Origin of the sequence: Enorma shizhengliae, assembly GCF_009676995.1 — a bacterium.
Classification (GTDB): Bacteria; Actinomycetota; Coriobacteriia; order Coriobacteriales; family Coriobacteriaceae; genus Enorma; species Enorma massiliensis.
Map to the genome: position 1 here is coordinate 497,405 of NZ_VTFZ01000001.1, position 18,174 is coordinate 515,578.

The following is an 18,174-nucleotide window of genomic DNA, read 5'->3' on the forward strand; positions in this document are numbered from 1 at the left end:
AAACGGCTCTACCGGTTGGTCAAGTCCCTTGCGTAAAGTGAGAGGGTTTTGCGCACCACGGAATCCCAATCGCATTCGGACCCAATGCACGCACGGGCCAAATCTCCGAGCCTGGCCGCACCGGCATGATCGCCGAGCAAAAGCCTAAGTGCGTTATATAGATCTCCCACATCGCCGCTCCGGAAAGTAATCCCCGCATTCGCGATGACCTCCGCACACTCGGGGATGTCGCTCGTCACGCAGCAGCAGCCGTGGGCCATGGCCTCGAGCAGGCTCATGGGCATGCCCTCCAGGTCGGACGGGAGCACGTAGCAGTAGGCGTTCGAGTAGAGCTCCTCAAGCACACTCCCCTCGACGAACCCGACCATGATCACGCGAGGATCGCGCGCGGCGAGGGAGCGGACCTCCCCGTAGAACCCCGTCGTGTCGGAGGACCCGCCCGCAATCACCAAGCGCTTGTCGGTGTCGAGGCCGCGAAACGCCTCCAGCAGGAGCTCCGGGCGCTTCTCGGGTACGATGCGGCCGAGGTAAAGGACGTACGAGCCCTCCGTGAGCCCCCACCGTTCGGTGATGCGGTCGGCAGGGACGCGCTCCGCGACGTTCACGCCGTTGGGGATGAGGTGCGCCTCGCGACCGTACTCGTCCTGGAAGTAGCCCTGCACCGATTTGGACAGCACGATGAGTTCGTCCGCCATCCGGGCGGCATTCCGCTCACCGCGCCTGATGACGCGGGAGGCGATGCCGCCCCACTTGGCGCGCTGCCAGTCGAGGCCGTGGATGGTGGCCACGGTGCGCACGCCCGCGCGCGCCGCGAGCGGCAGCGCGTTACACGGCCCCTCCGCGTGGTAGTGGATGACGTCCGGGCGATCCCCGAGCGCGGCACGCGTGGCGGCGTACGCGGACGTGAGGGCAGCAAGGCCCTTCACGTCCACCGTCTTGACGGGCACGATGCGCACCCCGTTGTACTCGTAGGGCTCGGTCGGCGCGGGCACACCGTTCACGTCGGTGCCGCTGCGGTCGTAGCAGGTCACCTCGTGGCCGAGCGCCGCCATGCGGACGGCGAGCTCGGTCACGACGACCTCGATACCGCCCTCGCGCGACCCCGTCCGCTTCTGCCCGATCATCGCTATGCGCATGACCGCCCCCCGTCTTTCCGAGCGGCCCCGTAGAGCGAGGCGTACTCATCCGCGAGGCCCCTTGCGGCGCGATGGATCTCGTACCCCGCGTCGGCGAGGATGTCGATCGGCCCCTCGCAGCGACCAGTCCGCGAAAGCCGGGATGTCGCGTCCGCCCAATCCTCGATAAACGCGCTGAGCGCCAGGCTCTCGGCGGTGGGGAGCAGCAGCGACTCGCCAGACACGGCGTCCGACGCCAGCACGGGCAGTCCGTTCGCCTGTGCCTCGATGAGCGCGAGGGGGATCCCCTCGTGGATGCTGGGGAACACGACAACGTCGAAGGCGTTTACGACGCGCTCGACGTCCCCTCGTACCCCGAGGAACCGCACGTATGGGGCGATGCCCTCGCTCTCAGCCATGCCCTCCACCTCCCGGCGGAGCTCCCCGTCGCCGACGAGGACGAGGACGGCGTCTTCGTCCCGAGAGCGGAGTTCGCCAAGCAGCCTGACAAGAAGGGCATGGTTCTTGACCTTGGAGAAGCGGCCGACGTGGCCGATCGCCGTCTGCCCGGCAGCTATGCCGAGCTCGGCGCGGACCTCCTTGCGGGCGGTCGGGTCGAACCGGTACGACTCGAGGTCGATGGCGTTCCTCACCACGCGGATCTCTGCACGGCGGGCCTCGCCGAACAAGTAGGCACCGGACGCCTCGCTGCAGGCCCAGTAGCGGTTCGCGACTATCGGCAGCCTTCGGCGCGCAAGCTCCTTGATGGGAAACTTCAGGTCATGGTCCACTGACTCGTTGTGCGAGTGAGCGATCCTCACCGGCACGCCGCACGCCCTCGCCATGGCGAGCGGGAACGCGGACATCGCGTCGATGTGCGAGTGCACGACCGGGTAGTCGTGCTCAGCGAAGAAGCGCCGCATGAACCGCCGGTACGAGAACCAATGCTGAGGGTAGAGTCTCGGGGCGCGGTAGATGCGCCCTCCGAGCGACTCGATCTCGTCGTCGTAGTCCCCACGCCAGTCGCGATGGGTGAGGAAGTCGAGCTGGATTCGGTCGCGGTCAAACTCCCGGTAGTAGTTCATGATCATCGTCTCGAGGCCGGCGCGGTCCATCGCGTTGACGACCTCCAGGATGCGGATGGGCTCCGCCATCAGTACGCCCCCTTCCCGTCAAGCATGGATCGAAGCGTCCCGAGAATGAGGCGGAGATCGTGCCCGAACGAGCTCCTCTCGATGTACTCGAGGTCGGCGTCGACCATGCCCTCGAACGTGGAGTCCGAGCGCTCGCCCGCCTGCCAGGCCCCGCCGCAGCCGGGCTTGACCGAGAGGCGCCGCATGGCGCGGTAGTCGTACTGCATGACCTCGCGGGGCAGCGCGGGGCGCGGCCCGATGAGCGTCATCTGGCCGGCGAACACGTTCAGGAGCTGGGGAAGCTCGTCGATGCTGTGCCTGCGTATGAAGCCCCCGACGCCGGGGATGATCCTCGGGTCGTCCTTGATCTTGAAGAGGGGGCCATCCGCCTCGTTCTTCTCCTTGAGCTGGGCGAGCATCTCGTCTGCGCGGGGCACCATGGAGCGGAACTTCCACATGCGGAACAGGCGGAACGAGCCGTCCCTGCGCAGCCTGCCCACGCGCACCTGCGAGTAGAACGGCCCCGCGCCGGGTGACTTGGCGCAGATGACGGCAGAGAGGACCGCCCCGGGGACGAGCAGGAGGACGATGGCGGCGCCCGAGGCGACGATGTCGAACGCGCGCTTGGCGAAGCGGTAGCCGTGGCGGGACAGGTCGGGCCTCACACCGGAGTCGGCATGACGGAGCACCTCCGTCGCCTCGGCGTCGCTGCAGTCGCAGGCGATCCAGTCCCCATGGGTCTGCCTCTCGCCATGCTGGGCGCATTCGCCCTCCACAGCGCAACAGCGCGCCGTTGGCGCGCCGACCATCCCGTTGTCCTTGCCAGGCGCATGAGCGCCCGCCCCCGCTGCATCCGCGGGGAGATTCCGTATGTCCTCAGCCATCGCTTCCAAAACACCGACCCGTGTGCTCATGTATCCCGACACGCACCCGCTAGCTCTTGAACGGCACGTCGAGCGGCATCTGCTCCGTGAACCCGCCGTCCCAGCCGACCGCCACCTCGCAGCGCCTGCGGTGCCGGTCGATCTTGCCTATCCGCTCCTCCTGCCCGACGAGCGGCCCCTCCTGGACGTGCAGCACCCCGTCCACGATCACCGCCGTGGAGCTGCGGAGCACGTGACTCTCGTCCATGCAGCGCTCGAACCACTCCTGGGCGTCCGGCGCCAGCGGCATCCAGGCGCGCCCGTCCGCGCCCGCGATCTCCGCGTTCACATCGACCTTGGAGAGCGCCTTGTAGAGACCCGCAGGGTCCGCCGTCACGGCGAACGCGTAGCCGCGGTAGGCCGTGGCCCGCTGCAGCTCCCAGACTCCCGCGCGCTTGAACCAGCGCTCCTTCACGAGCGGGAAGCAGTCCATGAGGACGTCGCGGGGCAGCAGGCGCAGAAGCTTCGCGCACGTGGAGTCCTCCGAGCCCTCGCGCACCTTCAGCGGGTACCAGCGCACGCGCCCCTTGGGCACGCGGCGGCCGCACGGAAGGCCCATGGCCATGCGCGGGGCACGCGCACGCGACGCCGTTGCCAAAGCCATGCCGACCCTCCTCCCAAGCGGTGCCCGCGCAGCGAGCGCGAAAAGGTACACCTTTTAACGCAGGTGCCTTTTCGCGGGTCAGGGGGTGTGTTTTGAAAGTGCGAGCTGGGGATTTTTCCGCCGCATCTGTCTGTGATGCCGTATAATCGGCATGTTTTTAAGGACATGAAAAGGTGTACCTTTTGACGCACCGGAAAACTGCCGTTTACCAGCGCAAACGCAACTTTGGAGCCTCTTCTCGTCAGGCGTCCTCGCGGTCCTGACGCACCCATTTGTCGAACGTGGATATGGAGACCTTGAGCCTGCCCGCCGCCTCCGCGCGCGTGATGTGCCCCTCCAGGTAGGCGTCCCTCGTCGCCCCGTACGTCCCCGGCCGCTTCTTCGCCGGCCGCCCGAAGCGTACCCCGCGAGCCCGCGCCGCCGCGATCCCCTCGGCCTGCCGCTGGTGTATGCTCTCGCGCTCCACCTGCGCCACGTAGGAGAGCAGCTGCAGCACGATGTCCCCGATCAGCACGCCCGTGATCCCGTCGCGCTCCCGGCGCGTGTCCAGAAGCGGCATGTCGAGCACCACCACGGCAGCCCTGCGCACCTTGGTGATGTCGCGCCACTGCTCGATGATCTCCTCGTAGCTGCGCCCGAACCTGTCGATCGACTTCACCACGAGCACGTCGCCCTCGCGCAGCGCCTCCTTCATGGCGATCCACTGCGGCCGCTCGAAGTCCTTTCCCGATGCCTTGTCCGCGAAGATATCCTCCCGGGCCACCCCGAACTCCTGAAGCGCGTCCATCTGCCGATCCAGGTTCTGCTCCCGCGTCGACACCCGCGCGTACCCGTACGTCCTCGCCATCAAAACCCCGCCTTCCCGCCCGCGCGCCACCCGCCCCAACCTGCGCGGGCGCAAGCAGGCAGGGACTCACGCGCCAACGTTAAAAGGCGGTCGCAAACCGCCCGGCATACCCAGGTTTCCAACGCGCTGGTAGAATGAGCCGGTAGCGAAACGGAGGCTCCAGGTGGAAAACAAAGCCCAAACGACCCAGATCCAAGACGACAACGCAAACATCGGCGCAGCCGAGGCGCACCCCAAGCCGATGCTCACCGTCGACCAGCAGATAGCCCACATGAAAGCGAAGGGCATAACCTTCGACCTCGTCTCCGAGGCAGAGGCCGCAGCCCACCTGCGCGCCAAGTGCCAGTTCTTCCGCGTCTACGCCTACCGCCGCAACTTCGACCGCCACGTCGGCGGCGACCGCGACGGGCAGTACGTCGGCCTCGACTTCGGGCATCTCCGCGTCCTGTCGAACCTCGACCGCAAGCTGCGCGACACCCTGCTCCCCATGGCGCTCGACCTGGAGCACTTCGCCAAGGTGCGCCTGCTCGCCGCAGCCGAAGACGCCGGCGAGGACGGCTACGCCGTCATGCGCGGCTACATGGCATCCGTCACGGACAGGCAGAGATCCCATCTGGAGCGCGAGCTCGACCGCCGCGAGGACGATCCCTATGCCGGCGATGTCGTGCGCAAGTACCGGCACGACATGCCGCTCTGGGCGTTCTGCGAGGTCGTCTCGTTCGGCGCCTTCCTCGGCGTCCTGAGGTTCTGCGCCGACCGCTGGGGCGACGTGGAGCTCTCGGACCTCCATTACCACCTCAAGTGGGTAAAGTCGATCCGCAACGCTTCCGCGCACGGCTCATGCGCAGTCAACGACCTCTCCGAGCGCCCGTCGCGCCGCTGGCGAGCGCCCGACGCCGTCACGAGGGCGCTCGCCTCGTGCGGCGTCCCGAAGCGCTTGCGCGCAAAGCGGCTCAGGAGCCCGCGCATGGCCCAGATGTGCACGCTGCTGTACCTCTACGACCGGACCGTCCCCGAGGGCACCGTGCGCACCGACCGCGAGCGCGCGCTGGCCGACCTGTTCGGCTACCTTCACGGCGAGGGCGCCTGCCTCCCGAGCGAGAACCCGGCAGTTTCCTCGCTCACCTTCGCCGAGCGCTTGACACGCGGCCTCGGTCTGATAGAATGACTCGCATACAGCAAAACCTCCTCGGAGGTTTTTACGGGGCGGGAGTGCGAAAGCGTTTCTGCCCCGGTTTTCATTTGCCACAGAAAAGCCCTCGGGCTTTGTAAGGCGGAGTCGCGCAAGCGGTTCCGCCTAGTTTTTTTATTGACGAGAGATCCCACACCCCACAGCCACCCGCTGCCCGTCGAGGGCCGCACCGCAGCCCATCCGCCTGCGCTCCGTTGCGCGCACGGCTCGGACCCGCCCCGCCCTGCGCGGAGAGCGCCACTCACGGCCATGCCCGCCGCTCCGGCTGTGTATGCTCCGCGGCTCGGGCCAGCCAGCTCCGCCTGCGTGTTGCTCCCGGCTCAGGTCAGCCGGCTGCGCCGTCTGCCCTTCGCGGCGGTCGCACACTCCGGCTGCGCTGTCTGTCCCTCGCGGCGCTGCGCATACACAGCCTCCGCTCTGGGCATGGCCTGCCGGGGGTTCGACATGCGCAGGTCGGGTCGGTTCCTCGCGGCGGCGCGCACTCCGCTACGGCGGCTGGGCTGCTACGTTTTTCTTCACGTTCGCGGGTGGCTGTGGGGTGTGAGATCTGCTCGCGTCTCTCACTGAGGGAGTCGCAGACGCCTCACGCTGACGCACGTCCGCCCCATGCCCCGGACGTGCCGAGCGGCTGCCGCACGGCCGTCACGGGCCCAGAAGCGCGCCGACCATGGGCTGAGGTGCCCACGCGCCCGTGAGCGAGCCGAGCTCCATCCCGAGCGAAACCATGCCCGCTAGAGCGCCCCGAAGCCCCTGACGGGGCCTCGGGGCTTGCCCGACCGGAGGTCCGATGCCCGTCGCCCAGGCCGGGGAGCCGGGGCGCGTGCGCCGGGTCGCAGCCGCCGTCCGCACCGGCGCCGCAATCACACGGCCGAGGCTCGGGCACCCGCCCGCTCCCACGGGCGCTTCGTCTGCGCCTCCGCGCCCGCCGGAGCGGCCGCGTCCCTCGCCTCGGACATCATCTCATCCGCGCCGGCGCGCCCGTCGCCCACTCCTCGCGGCGGCGCCCGCGCCCCGGCACCCCGTCCTGGGCTGCGTTGCCGCCATCCGAACCGCCGCGGCTCGCAGCGGACCCGCCAGACGCCCCTCCGCGCCTCGCAGCGACCTCGCCCTCGCCGTACCACTTGGCTCGGTACTCCCACGGCTCCATGAGCCCCGCCGCGACCTCGTCCATGTCCTGGCGCTTCTCGGCCGTCGTGTCCGTGATGATGCTGTCGTCGAACGTCACCCTGATCCCGCCCTCGTCGGGCAGCCCCACGCCGAGCCGCCGCTCCACCGCGAGCAGTGCCCGGCAGATCCCTGCGATCGCGCCCTCCAGCGCATGCTCGTGTCTCCTGATGTTGCGCATCAGCGCCGAGTTGTCGGCCGACACCTCCGTGGCCGTCTTCACATACCCCACGTTCTCGAGGTCGAAGTAGTTGATGCCGAAGCCGCACAGGTCGCCGAGCGTCTGCAGCGCGACCCTGAACGCCCGCGCCTGCGCCTCCGTGCGCAGCGTCGGCGCGAACTCGTGGATCGTGTCCTCCGTGCTCATGACCTTCCTGAACACGGTGCAGTCCTGCCGCCCGAAGGGGATGGAGACGCGCCCGCCCTTGCCGTCGCGCTCGACGTCGAACATCACGTCCGAGAGGAACACGCGCATCTTCCCGTTGTCGATCTCCGACATCATCGCGTCGTAGCACAGGTCGACCGCCTGGATCGCGTCAACGGCATCGGCGAACACCGACTGCCCGTAGGGCGACATGTCCACCCGCGTGTTGTCGATGGCCGGCTTCACGATCGAGAAGGTCGGCCACGCCGAGCCCGTGTCGTACACCGGGCACACGCCCTCCGGCTCGACCCTGTTCCCGTCCTGGTCGAAGCACGCCGTGACGATCCGATACGTGCCCTCGCTTTCATCGTCAGTCAGGCGAGAAGGACCCGTCGCCGCAGCCCCTCCAGATGATTCGCTTGGCGAGAAGAACGCGTCGGCAGCACCCTTGAGGTGCAGCTGCACCTGGTCGACCGCGCGCCCGCGCCAGAACGCCCGCGTCACGAACGCGCACTCGGTGACGCCCTCCTCGTCCCACGTGAGCGGCACCACCATCCGCGCGTCGTAGCGCCTCACGCGCACCTCTCGAGACTCCGCATCGACCCAGAGTCCCCACGCACCCGTTCCCAGGCCGAACGCTCGCACCACGCACTCCTGCGCGCTGGCGAGAAACCCGGTGCGCGCCATCCACGCCGCCAGCCAGTCCGTGCACGCCTGGTCGTCGCACGCCACCTGCGTCCTGTCGTTGAGAAGAAGCGACCCCCACTCCCGGCAGGCCCTCATGGCGGGGTGAATGGAACGCCGGTGCACCTCGTACACCCGCCCCACGCCGTCGGTGTCCCTATAGTCGTAGAAGTCCCCGAGCGCCCGCATCCACCGGTCCCACGCCCGTATATGCGGCTCCATGTCCTCCAGCGGCAGCGAGAACCCCAGCCCCCGCAGAAACGCCCTCACATGCTCCGGCACCCAGTACTCGTCGTCCAATCCCTGCACAGCGCACCTCCCACGCAGCCAACCGATTCGCCGCTCAGGTTACGCGCCCGTCCCAAACTCCCGCCGCCCCCGCCGCCCTCATACGCGCCACAGGCATCCATGCACGCGCACAGATCGCCAATACCCGCGTTCATGCCCGCTCTCTCGCTGCCCATAGCGCTCATGCCACACCGCCCCCGCCGCTTTCACATATGCACGCGCGCGACGGCGCCGTCATGCTGCTATCCCTGTTTTCGCCATATGAGCTGTCGAAGGTGTTCCTGCTTATGCGGCCTGCATAAGCAGGCGGCTCGCGCCAAGGTCGCTCGCCCCTCCGCGCAGCCCAAAGGTCTGCGCTCCGCAACGCGCCGCCAAGGTCGGCGCTCTTGTTCCGCAAGCCAGCCCGGCCGCCGCGGGCGCCGCGCGCCCACATCGCACCCCACGGCGGCGCCCGGTCCGTCTTGCTCCACGCTCCGGCAGCCCCGCGGGCGGGTCTGCCTCCGCAGCTGCGGGTGCCAGCGTTCCGCTGTCACCCTCCGCACCGCTCCAAGCCCGCTACGGTCGCTGCGCTCCCTCCGCGGTCTTTCCGCGGGCTCCGCAAGCCCCGTTCCGGGTCTTGCTCCGCAGGGGGAGGAGATGAGCGAGAAGAACGCCAGAAATTCAGTTGGCAACTGAATGGTCGTCGAGCTCGAGCGACTACCATATCGAATGAAGGGCGAGAAGAACGGAGGAACCATGGGATTCTTCAGCAAGCTGTTCAAGGGCTCGGAAGACCCTTACGACAAGTACACGTACGACTGGCTGAAAAAGTCTCCAGAGGAAGAGCTGGACGAAGAGCGCGAGAAGATTAGGCTTCGGCATTGCTCTGGTGACGAGCGGGCAATGCACCATCTCGATGTAATAGATCGAGAGAAAAACCGTCGTTACAAGGCCTCACATCCTGACAGCGAGCCGGGATATCCCGTACACAGGGAGCACGGCTGGTATCTTCCCAACGATGATTAGGGGACGAGAAGAACGCTCGCGTCGCTACCCTCTCAGCACGTCGTCCATCATCGCGTAGCGCACCGCGTCGATCGAGTGGTCGTTGCCGTCCGGGATGTCGTCGATCCACGTGCCGTCTCGGTCGCGGTCGTACTCCTTGAGCCGGAACTCCTCGTAGGCCAAGGGCGCCCGTTCCGGGTCGATGCAGATCTCCCGAAGCCCCGCCAGCCACTCGTAGGAGAGCCTGCGCATGTTCGACTTCCGCGCCGGCCGAACGCGAAGCCCCGCCTCGCGCCGCCAAACCGCCATCGACTGCTTGCCGTCCGGCGTGTCGTCGCACCATATCAGCTCGTCGTGCAGATAGGCGTCCTCCCCGGGCTCGTCGGCGTAGGTGAGCGCGTCCACCACCATCGCCGCCGTCTCGGAGGGCGTCTTCCTGTTGGCCGAGAGCTCGCCGAAGATCGTGAGCCGCCGCTCTCCGGGCTCCCAGCCGCAGCGCACGAAGCGCCACGGGTCCGGGAACCAGCCCCAGTCCACGCCGTTTCGCGTGCGCGAGAAGCCCCGCACCCGCGCGTCGGACAGGCGCACCGAGACGACATTGTTGAACACCGAGCCGCCCGTGCCCGTCACCTCGCCCAGGTACTCGCTCCTCCACGCCCGCTCGTCGACGCTGCGCAGGTACTCCGCTTCCTCGATGAACGGAGCGCCCAGCCACTCCGGGTGGCTCTCGATCACGTCCAGGTACGAGCTCCGGCGAACGAGCGTGTCGGCCCTGCGCTCCCGCTCCAGCTCCTCGCGGTTCACCCAGCTCCAAAGCGTCCGGGGAGGGTTGTACGAGTAGAAGATCCAGAAGTCGTCGCCGCCGCGCCGAAGCGAGTTCAGGATGCTCCTCACCGCGTCGATGCCGTCGAACTGGTCCAGCTCCTCGAACCAGACCACCGCAGCGTAGCCGCGCGCGAACTTCACACCCTTGAGCTTGAGCGGGTCGTCCGCCCCGCGGAACACGATGCGCTGCCCCGTCGGCAGATACGTGAGCTCCATCGGGGAGATGCGCGCGCGGAACCACGCGTCGAGCCCCAGCGCCGCGATCGCCCACGTCATCTGCGAGAACACGGAGTCGCGCAGCGTGTTCGAGAACCTGCGCACCACCACCGCATTCGCCTCGGGGTTCAGCAGGAGGAGAAGGACGACGCACACGCTGATGAAGCTCGACTTCGTGGAGCCGCGCCCGCCGTGCAGCCAGTAGTGCGTGTGGCCGTGGGCCATCACGTCGCCAAGCACGTCGTGAAAGCGCGGGATGACGAGCGAGGACGCGTCAACCATTGCCGCCGCCCTCCGTGCCGCCGAGCCCGGGCAGCGCCTCCTGCACCGGCTGGGCCACCACGCCCAGCACGATCTGCGGCGCCGCGGCCGCCTTCGCGTCGTCGCGCTGCCGGTCCGCCTTGCCGTACTCGTCCGGGTACTTGCGCTCGAGCAGCCATGCGGCGGCCGTCCAGTACTGGTTGCGCGCCAGAGCCGCCGAGCGGATAGTCGTGAGCAGCGTCCGCTTGAACGCCGATTCTTCCTTTTTTAGCCCCTCGCTTAACGCGCGCTGCAGCTTGTTCTTCGGGTCGCCGATCCAGCGGTAGAACGTGGACTCATGGATCCCCAGGGCGCAGACGATGTCCCCGTTGGAGAGGCCGTCCGCCTTGAGGCTGATTGCCTCGTCCACCATCTCCTGCGTCAGCTTCGGACGCCTCGCCATGCAATCACCCCCGTGAAAGTCAATAGATCTCATCACGGTGAATTCTCTAGGCGCGTCACAAGTACTATGATGGTTAGGCTTACTAGTTGCTTGATAGCACCGTGGTGGAGCTCGGCCTCTCCCTGCTTGAATTCTTTCTTGGAGGTGATGCTATGAGTCTAGTTTCTGCACTCTTGAGTCTCCTTGCTTTGGTGGCAAAGTGGCTAGGCGGCGGTGTCCGAAGCAATACCACGGTCTTTCAAGGTTCTAGCCACACCCGGTTCGAATCCGGGCACCGCCACCATTTTCATCCCTTCCGCTCCCGTCTACCCTTCAGCCCGTACTTCCTGCACAGCCGGCTGTTCCTCTGTCGCATCATGTCCCGCTCGCGCCGCACGTCGTCGATGTCCGCCGCCTCCTCGGCGGCGACCCGCTCGCGCTCCAGCTGCTCGTTGAAGGCGCGCTCCTGCGCCAGGTGGTACTCCTCGGTGCACCGCCGGCACATGCCGGTCTGCCGGTTGATCTTAACGCCCACCGCGCCGCAGGAGGGGCACACCGTCTGCACCGCCAGCGAGCAGTGGATCCGGCTCGCCCGCATCTCCACCGCCCGCACGGAGTGGGTAACGCCGCAGCGTCGCTCGATCTCGGCGGCCACGTAGGCCGCACCCCTGAAGCTCACCTCGCGCAGGACGTCGTCCTGCTCCTCGGTCCACCAGCTCATCTCCGCCCCCTCCCGGCCCGTCTCATGCACCGCCCGCGTGCGCCATCGCGCCGAATACCCGCACTTGAGACGCAGGACAAGCCCACTGCCAGCGCAAACGCCGCCCGTCTCAACGTCTCAAGCAGAACGGCACCAAAGAGCCCCGCGCGCATGTGCGCGCGCGTGCCCGCGCGCGATGCCCCTGCAACTCGCATTCCTGTCAAGACAGCAAGACAAGAGGGACGGGCAACCACCCTCACCAGCCGGTATGGCCGTCTCAAACCCCGTCTCAACATGGCGCGCCTCCTTGAGACGCGATGCCGGCACCGCCTGTGCCCGTGGCCCCGGCAGACCGGTCGAGAAACGCCTCCAGCGCCTCGTTGTCGATGCAGACGCAGTAGACGCGCCCGGCGTTGCGGAACCTCTTCTGCCGGGTGTAGCGGTGCCCCGAGTCGCGCACGAGGATGCCCTCCTCGTCCATGCGTCGCAGCGTCTTGGCGCGGTCGAAGTTCGCGCCCGTGAGCGCCCGCTCCAGCACGCTCGAGAACACATACCAGCGAAACCCCGTCGCGCATGACTTCTCCTCGATAGCGCCCCAGCGCTCCAGCCGGTCGTTTTCGCAGTAGTCGTCGAAGTGGATGCGGTTTCCCGCCAACCATTCCGCGACGAACTGGATTGCGCGGGTGTCGGTGTCGCTCTCCGCCCCCGTCGCGTTGCCGAGTGCCCACGCCGCCATCTCCATCGCTCCGTCCAGGCACGACGCCCACTCGGAACCAGGGGCGAGCACGTAGTACTCGGCGAGCGCGTCCGCGAGCGCCAGCAGCGCGATGTTGTCGGCCTGGGGATGCCCGGAGGCGATGCCGTCCACGCCGTCGCGCACGAGGGAGAACAGGTCAGCGTAGAACGCCGGTTCGTTCCTCTTCAGCGCCGCCACGTACGCCCGCCCTGCCGTCCCGTGCTGCTGAGCGACGAGCCGGTGCATCGCCTGGGCAGAGCGCACGTCGGCGAAGGGCTCGCCCGATAGCTCAAGCGTGCGGTTCGAAGCCCCCTGCTGCGTCGAGTCCCCGACGATGGGGATCTCGCCCGTGGCGATCGTGAGCGAGCGCCAGCTGCCCGCCCGCATCATCGAGCGGTCGGAGTTCAGCGCCCCGCGCTCGTGCCCGAGCGAGAGGGAATAGAGCAGGTCCTCGACGATCTGGCGCTTCGACGCCTGGCCGCCAGGCGCCCCCTTGCTCTGCAGCTCGTCGATGATCACGGGAATGTCGTGCAGGAGGGCCGCCGCCCTCACGATGCTCTTCGGAGTGTCCGCGAACGTGCGGAAGTACGAATCCGACCCCTCGGTCGGGTCGCCCCACACCGATCCTGCCGCCTTGAGCGTCGGCGTCTTGCCGGAGCGCGAGCGGCCCCAGACGTAGACGATGAAGGTCTGCACGCCGAGAAGCGCCACGAGCGGCGAGGCGAAGCTCGCCGCCAGGACGCAGCGGAACAGGGGCGACGCCGCGCGCGCCGGGGCGACGCCCGCGACCCACTCGGCAAGCGTGCCCGCCGCCGCCATGAAGGGGCGCGCCTTCAGCGCCTCGTCGGGAGACGGGTCGAAGCGCACCTCGCCTTCGTCGTAGGGCATGAACGCGCCGAGCGGCCCGTCCGCCCAGCCCAGGTGCGTCACGCTCCGGACCCGCGGCCGTTCGCCGCCGAGTCTGCGCTCGCAGTCGGTGAGGTAGCGCACCACGTCCTTGGAATTCGTGCTCGACACGTTCGCCCCGAGCGGCGCCAGCGCCCCGATGATGCGCGTCTGGTTCAGCAGCACGTCGCGGTCGAGCGCCCGCTCGCGCACGCCGCCCGCCACCGCCACGCGCACGAGCGCCCGCACGTCGCCCGTGTCCACGTCCACCAGGTCGCAGGCGATCCAGGGCGCGGTCGCCGTCACGGTGTAGCGCAGCTCGCCTGCGGCGTCCGCCGCCCAGAGCCTGCCGCGCTCGTCCACGTGCCAGCCCTCGACCGAGGGCGCACCCTCTGTGGTGGCCTCCCTCGGCGCGGCGCCATCGTCGGGTACCCCTTGCCGCTCGCGCCGCGTTGACATCGAACACACGTTCTTATCATTGGCACGGGAAGAGCGAGAAGAACCATCACGTCTCGCGGCCCTCGGCCTGTAGAACTCCGTGGCTCCCGAGATCGCGCGCTCTATCGTCTGCGCGCCGTAGGTCGTGCCGCCGCGCCTGCTGTCCCACTTGCCGCGCATGAGGCCGCTTGCGCGGAAGATCCTGTCCATGCGCGCGGCGTCGCCCGCGCACCAGAAGGCCAGGTGGCTGCACAGCGCCATGTCGGCGGCGGAATGGTCGCCGCCCTGCGCCGAGCAGTCACCGGCGAGAAGGGCGCGGATGTCGTCGCCGCTCCTGCTCGCGAGCATGCGCTCGACGAGCTCGTCGTCGCCCATGTCGCCCGTGGAGGCCTCGCGCGCCGCGTCGTCCAGGCGCGGCTGCGCCGAGCGGGCCTCCGGCTCGATCCAGGTGCGGTACGCCCGCTCCACCACTCCGGAGTTCTCCGCGAGCGCCCCGCGCCCCTCGAAGACGTCGCCCGTCACCGTGAAGTAGCGGTCGTGGTCGTACATCTCCACCACGCGCCCGCCGGGCTGCCCCTTGCGCGATCTCTGCGCCCAGTCGGGCTTCGCGCCCCGGAAGATCAGGTGCAGGCCGTCGCCCGAGGGGGACACCTCGGTGTAGGTGCCGGCCTCCTCGACCACCCAGCGGTACTCAGCATCCAGCACTCCATCGACGATCACGTGGTCGAGGTCGAGCCCCGTGAAGGCCCGGTCGGGCCCGAACACGAACCCAACGCCGTCGCAGCGCCACCGCCCGACAGCAGCCACGGCCTCATCGAAGGTCGCCCACGTCGCCGGGTCGGTGCTCTTGGCCATCCGCCCGCTCTTCGCGCACACCGGCAGCTTCGTTGTCTTCCCGCCGCGCTCTTCGCGCCGCCAGCACACCCAGCGCGCCTCCGCCCGCAGCTCAGCGGGCACGTTTTCTAGCGATGCCATGGAGAAGCACCGCCCGTCGCCGTATGCGCTACACTGTCTCCCCGAAGAATCCCGCCAGGAATCTTCATCGCGGCGGGCGTGGCTGCAACCGCGCTCGCCGCCCCTTCGGGGCCGTATCCGACCGGTCCGCCGCATCCGGGCGCGCCTGCAAGCGCCCCCGCACCGGCACCCGACCGCCACCGCTCAGCGGGCGCGCGCGTCGTCGCCATGCCCCACCATTCCCTTCGCCGTGTTCGGGAACACCAGATCCCTGCAGATGTAGATCCGCCCGTCAACCTTGTCCGCCGGAATCCGCCCGGCGGCGATGCTTCGCCGTATAGAGTTCACGTGCTCTCCGGTCGCGTCGGCAAGCTGCTTCGGCGTCATCAGCAGCGGCAGCTCGTGGAAGCTCCTGACCATGACCCCTCCCTTCCTGCGGCAAAGCCGCGCCTCGCGAGGGCTCCCTTGCGTCCCCCGTCCGTACGCGCTACATTACCACGCTTAGAATCACATTGCGATACAAACTCGCCCAATGATTGTAAATCTGGTTGCCTGGTGATTCTCAATGTTGTAATATGATTCCAACGGATACTACAGGAGGCATCTCTACGTATCGGGCCTCCATAGGACGCACGCATCCGAGGAGGGCCGAGCCGTGCCTAACAGCCTGCAAAATCTCAGGAAGGAGGCGGGATACCGCACGGCAAAGGACTTCGCCGAGGCGGTGGACATACCCGCACCCACCTACACCCGCTACGAGCAGGAGCCCGCCAAGATCCCCATCGAGCGCGCCTGGATCATCGCCGACTTCCTCGGCTGCACCATCGACGCCGTCGTCGGCCGCACGCCCATCAAGCCCAGCGAGATGCGCGGCCCCGTGCAGCGCGCCTACGACGCCCTGTCCGACAAGAACAAGGGCCTGCTCGACGACTACCTCGACTACATCCAGTACAAGGACGGCAAGGAGCAGGCGCGCGACCGCGCGCAGGACCAGCGCCGCTACGAGGAGCTGGTCCAGCAGTACAGCCGCCAGTTCTACGAGTCCATGGGCTCGGGCGAAGCCGATTTCATCGACCTGGTGTCGCTCGGCGACGCCGACGCCCTGCGCGCGCGGTTCCTCGAGTTCGTGGAGACGCGCCTCGCCGACGAGCGCGACCGCGAGATCGCCGACGCCCTCGACATGGCGGAGAGCGTCGGGCGCCGCAACGCCCGCGACAACGGCTGGGAGTTCGAGGTGGCGGGCGAGCGCTTCCTCATACGCGATACGAAGCCCAAGGAGCCCCTGTCGATCGAGCTCGCCTGCTACAAGCTCTCCAACATGCTCTCCGCACAGTACGAGGAGCGAGACCGCGAGGTTCTGGAGGGCATCACGTCCGCCTACGACGGCATGCGCCGGCGCCGCAACGCCTTCGCCCACGGCCTCGGCGGCTCGTTCGACAACAACCGCGGCTAACAGGAAGGAGGCATCGCACAAACAGATGCGGGCCCGCAGGAGCTGGTACCTCCCACGAGCCCAAAGACAGTCCCAACCAAGCGCTAACAAGGAAAGGACCGGTGACATTATATGCCATCGACCGACCATGCGGCCACAGGCGCCGCCATCTGCGCATACCGCGCGGCAATGCCCATCAGCCATCAAACCGCTGCCCGCCTCCTCGAGAGGAGGTGCTAAGCATGGCCAAGGTAATCGGCGAGGGCACCATCGTCCAGCTCGAGAAGGACAAGCCCAAGTCCAAGTGCCGCAAGTGGCAGCTGCGCGTGCCCGTGGGCCTCGACCCGCGCACGGGCAAGTACAAGACCCGCACGCGCCGCGTCAACGGCATGACCTACACCCAGGCCAAGAAGGCCCTGCGCGACTTCATCGAGGAGATCGAGGACGACCGCGTCTGGAAGCGCACCGGCACCACCTTCGAGGAGTGCGCCGCCGACTTCATGGAGCGGCGCGACCTTTCCGGCGAGTTCTCGCAGAACACCCAGCTGCGCTACCGCCGCTGCTTCAAGGCCGTCTCCCGCCACATCGGCAAGGCCGAAGTCGCCCTCATCACGCCCGAGATGATCGAGGACATGTACGCGGCGATGCGCCAGGGCGACACGCTTTCGGGAAAGCCGTCGAGCGGGGCCTACCTGAACCAGATCAACAAGACCCTCGACCTCATGTTCCGCGACCTCGTTGAGCGAGAGGTCATCGTGCGCAACCCCATCGACAAGGTGGCGACGCCAAAGGTTGACACCAAGGAGAAGCGGGCCCTCACGCCGGCTCGCATGCGGCAGCTCGTCGACCAGCTCGAGGTCGAAACCTCGTGCGACATCGGCTACTTCCTGGCCATCACGATGGGGCTCCGCCGCGGCGAGATCTGCGCCCTGTCGTGGCGAGACATCGACTTCGACAACAAGGTGCTGACCGTCAACCACAACTTCGACGCGTTCCGCAACCTCAAGGAGGCAAAGACCCACGCCGGCATGAGGAATCTCCCCATGCCCGAGTTCGTCTGCAATGCGCTGCTGCGCCGCAAGAAAGCCCAGCAGGAGTACTTTCTCACGCGCAACTACCTTCACCGAGGGCTCAAGAAGGGCTGGAGCGAGCAGACCGAGGACACGCCCGTCGTCCTCGACTTCTACGCCCAGCGCGTGCATCCAGACACCTTCGGCAAATGGTGGGAGCGCGACCGCAAGCTCCTCGGCTTGGACGGCTGGTGCCTCCACGAGCTGCGCCACTCCTACCTCTCGATGCTCGCCCAGCAGGGCGTACACCCCAAGGTGATGCAGGAGCTCGCCGGCCACGCCAGCGCCACCATCACCATGGACATCTACACCCATGTGAACATGGACCAGAAGCGCGAGGCCGCCGACGTCATGGAGGACGCTTTCCAGAGCATCGGCGCCGAGGAGGAGTTCATGGCGAAGCACGCCGAGGACGCCCCGAAGGGCCGCCCCTACAAGGTTCGCCACGTCCGCCCGTCACGCCGCACGAGAGCACCAGAACAAGCCCCGGTACAAACCGAGGAACGATTCGTACCAGATTCGTACCAGCAGCCCGAGCGCCCCAAGTTCCAAGTAATCACCACCGCCCCTGACCTGCGAGTTTCAGAGGCAATCTAACAAGCTCAACCAACGAACCGTCTCGAAGTGGGAGCTCGGCCAGGGGTCTCCAGCGCTCGACAAGGCTGCTGAGCTTGCGCGGCTCTACGGCGTGACGCTCGATGACCTCGTGTCCGATGAGGTCGATGTCGTGAGTACGGGGGCGCATGATGCCCCGCGCGACCTGCACGTGCTTCAGGGTCTCATGGGGCGGGCTGCGACGTTGGAACTTGTTGACGGGGTGCAGCAAGATGTAGAGCTGCTCGATGTGAGCTCGGCATGGCTGCGCGTGTCCTGCACGGTCAAGCGCGCGGCTCGGTTCGCCGCGCGTGGAAAGCGAGCGCGTGATTCGCCTCATCGAC

General features: G+C 67.6%; 15 protein-coding genes and 1 pseudogene. 5 read left to right on the plus strand and 11 right to left on the minus strand.

What is annotated here, in order from left to right; all coding sequences use genetic code 11:
• Positions 1–8 precede the first annotated feature (8 nt).
• The 5 genes from GJE22_RS02050 to GJE22_RS02070 all read right to left on the minus strand — a co-directional run bounded on the left by GJE22_RS02050 (position 9) and on the right by GJE22_RS02070 (position 4,622).
• A complete protein-coding gene (locus tag GJE22_RS02050) occupies positions 9–1,136 on the minus strand; it encodes a glycosyltransferase family 4 protein (RefSeq protein ID WP_144687170.1) in 1,128 nt (375 codons plus the stop codon).
• Positions 1,127–2,269 carry a glycosyltransferase family 1 protein gene (locus GJE22_RS02055; RefSeq protein ID WP_144687169.1) on the minus strand — a complete coding sequence of 381 codons (1,143 nt, stop codon included), beginning with the start codon at positions 2,267–2,269 and terminating at the stop codon, positions 1,127–1,129. Before GJE22_RS02055 ends, GJE22_RS02050 begins: the two co-directional genes overlap by 10 nt.
• Entirely contained in the window at positions 2,269–3,132 is an 864-nt protein-coding gene (locus GJE22_RS02060; protein WP_235895715.1) for a sugar transferase, read from the minus strand. The genes GJE22_RS02055 and GJE22_RS02060 overlap by 1 nt, the downstream gene beginning before the upstream one ends.
• Before the next feature lie 49 nt (positions 3,133–3,181).
• Positions 3,182–3,775 (minus strand): hypothetical protein, encoded by a 594-nt coding sequence (locus GJE22_RS02065; protein WP_144687167.1) that lies wholly within the window; start codon positions 3,773–3,775, stop codon positions 3,182–3,184.
• Between the two features lie 241 nt (positions 3,776–4,016).
• A complete protein-coding gene (locus tag GJE22_RS02070; protein WP_144687166.1) occupies positions 4,017–4,622 on the minus strand; it encodes a recombinase family protein in 606 nt (201 codons plus the stop codon).
• Between the two features lie 163 nt (positions 4,623–4,785).
• On the opposite strand from GJE22_RS02070, the gene GJE22_RS02075 reads away from it, so the two are divergent.
• Positions 4,786–5,790: an Abi family protein gene (locus tag GJE22_RS02075; RefSeq protein ID WP_144687165.1), complete on the plus strand. Its 1,005-nt coding sequence runs from the start codon at positions 4,786–4,788 to the stop codon at positions 5,788–5,790.
• A gap of 979 nt (positions 5,791–6,769) precedes the next feature.
• On the opposite strand, the gene GJE22_RS02080 is transcribed toward GJE22_RS02075, so the two are convergent.
• Positions 6,770–8,335: a hypothetical protein gene (locus GJE22_RS02080; RefSeq protein ID WP_144687164.1), complete on the minus strand. Its 1,566-nt coding sequence runs from the start codon at positions 8,333–8,335 to the stop codon at positions 6,770–6,772.
• A 714-nt stretch (positions 8,336–9,049) separates the two neighbouring features.
• Between GJE22_RS02080 and GJE22_RS02085 the strand changes: the two genes are divergently transcribed.
• A complete protein-coding gene (locus tag GJE22_RS02085; RefSeq protein WP_144687163.1) occupies positions 9,050–9,319 on the plus strand; it encodes a hypothetical protein in 270 nt (89 codons plus the stop codon).
• A 24-nt stretch (positions 9,320–9,343) separates the two neighbouring features.
• Here GJE22_RS02085 and GJE22_RS02090 read toward each other — a convergent pair whose 3' ends face one another.
• From GJE22_RS02090 to GJE22_RS02110, 5 genes are all read right to left on the minus strand, one after another.
• Positions 9,344–10,621, minus strand: a complete 1,278-nt coding sequence (locus GJE22_RS02090; protein ID WP_144687162.1) for a PBSX family phage terminase large subunit — start codon at positions 10,619–10,621, stop codon at positions 9,344–9,346.
• Positions 10,614–11,042, minus strand: coding sequence for a helix-turn-helix domain-containing protein (locus tag GJE22_RS02095; RefSeq protein ID WP_144687161.1), 429 nt, complete (start codon positions 11,040–11,042; stop codon positions 10,614–10,616). The genes GJE22_RS02090 and GJE22_RS02095 overlap by 8 nt, the downstream gene beginning before the upstream one ends.
• A gap of 286 nt (positions 11,043–11,328) precedes the next feature.
• Positions 11,329–11,742 (minus strand): hypothetical protein, encoded by a 414-nt coding sequence (locus GJE22_RS02100; protein WP_144687160.1) that lies wholly within the window; start codon positions 11,740–11,742, stop codon positions 11,329–11,331.
• A gap of 268 nt (positions 11,743–12,010) precedes the next feature.
• Positions 12,011–14,755, minus strand: a complete 2,745-nt coding sequence (locus tag GJE22_RS02105) for a phage NrS-1 polymerase family protein (RefSeq protein WP_186297341.1) — start codon at positions 14,753–14,755, stop codon at positions 12,011–12,013.
• A gap of 183 nt (positions 14,756–14,938) precedes the next feature.
• Complete coding sequence (locus GJE22_RS02110) at positions 14,939–15,154, minus strand: helix-turn-helix domain-containing protein (protein ID WP_066834602.1); 216 nt, start codon at positions 15,152–15,154, stop codon at positions 14,939–14,941.
• Positions 15,155–15,389: 235 nt separating this feature from the next.
• Here GJE22_RS02110 and GJE22_RS02115 point away from each other — a divergent pair, with 235 nt between their 5' ends.
• The 3 genes and pseudogenes from GJE22_RS02115 to GJE22_RS10265 form a co-directional block, all read left to right on the plus strand.
• Positions 15,390–16,187 (plus strand): helix-turn-helix domain-containing protein, encoded by a 798-nt coding sequence (locus GJE22_RS02115; RefSeq protein ID WP_087196390.1) that lies wholly within the window; start codon positions 15,390–15,392, stop codon positions 16,185–16,187.
• A gap of 221 nt (positions 16,188–16,408) precedes the next feature.
• A complete protein-coding gene (locus tag GJE22_RS02120; RefSeq protein WP_218957876.1) occupies positions 16,409–17,833 on the plus strand; it encodes a tyrosine-type recombinase/integrase in 1,425 nt (474 codons plus the stop codon).
• Positions 17,805–17,930 (plus strand): annotated as a pseudogene (locus GJE22_RS10265) (helix-turn-helix domain-containing protein); the annotation flags it as partial. The gene GJE22_RS02120 and the pseudogene GJE22_RS10265, both read left to right, overlap by 29 nt.
• Positions 17,931–18,174 lie beyond the last annotated feature (244 nt).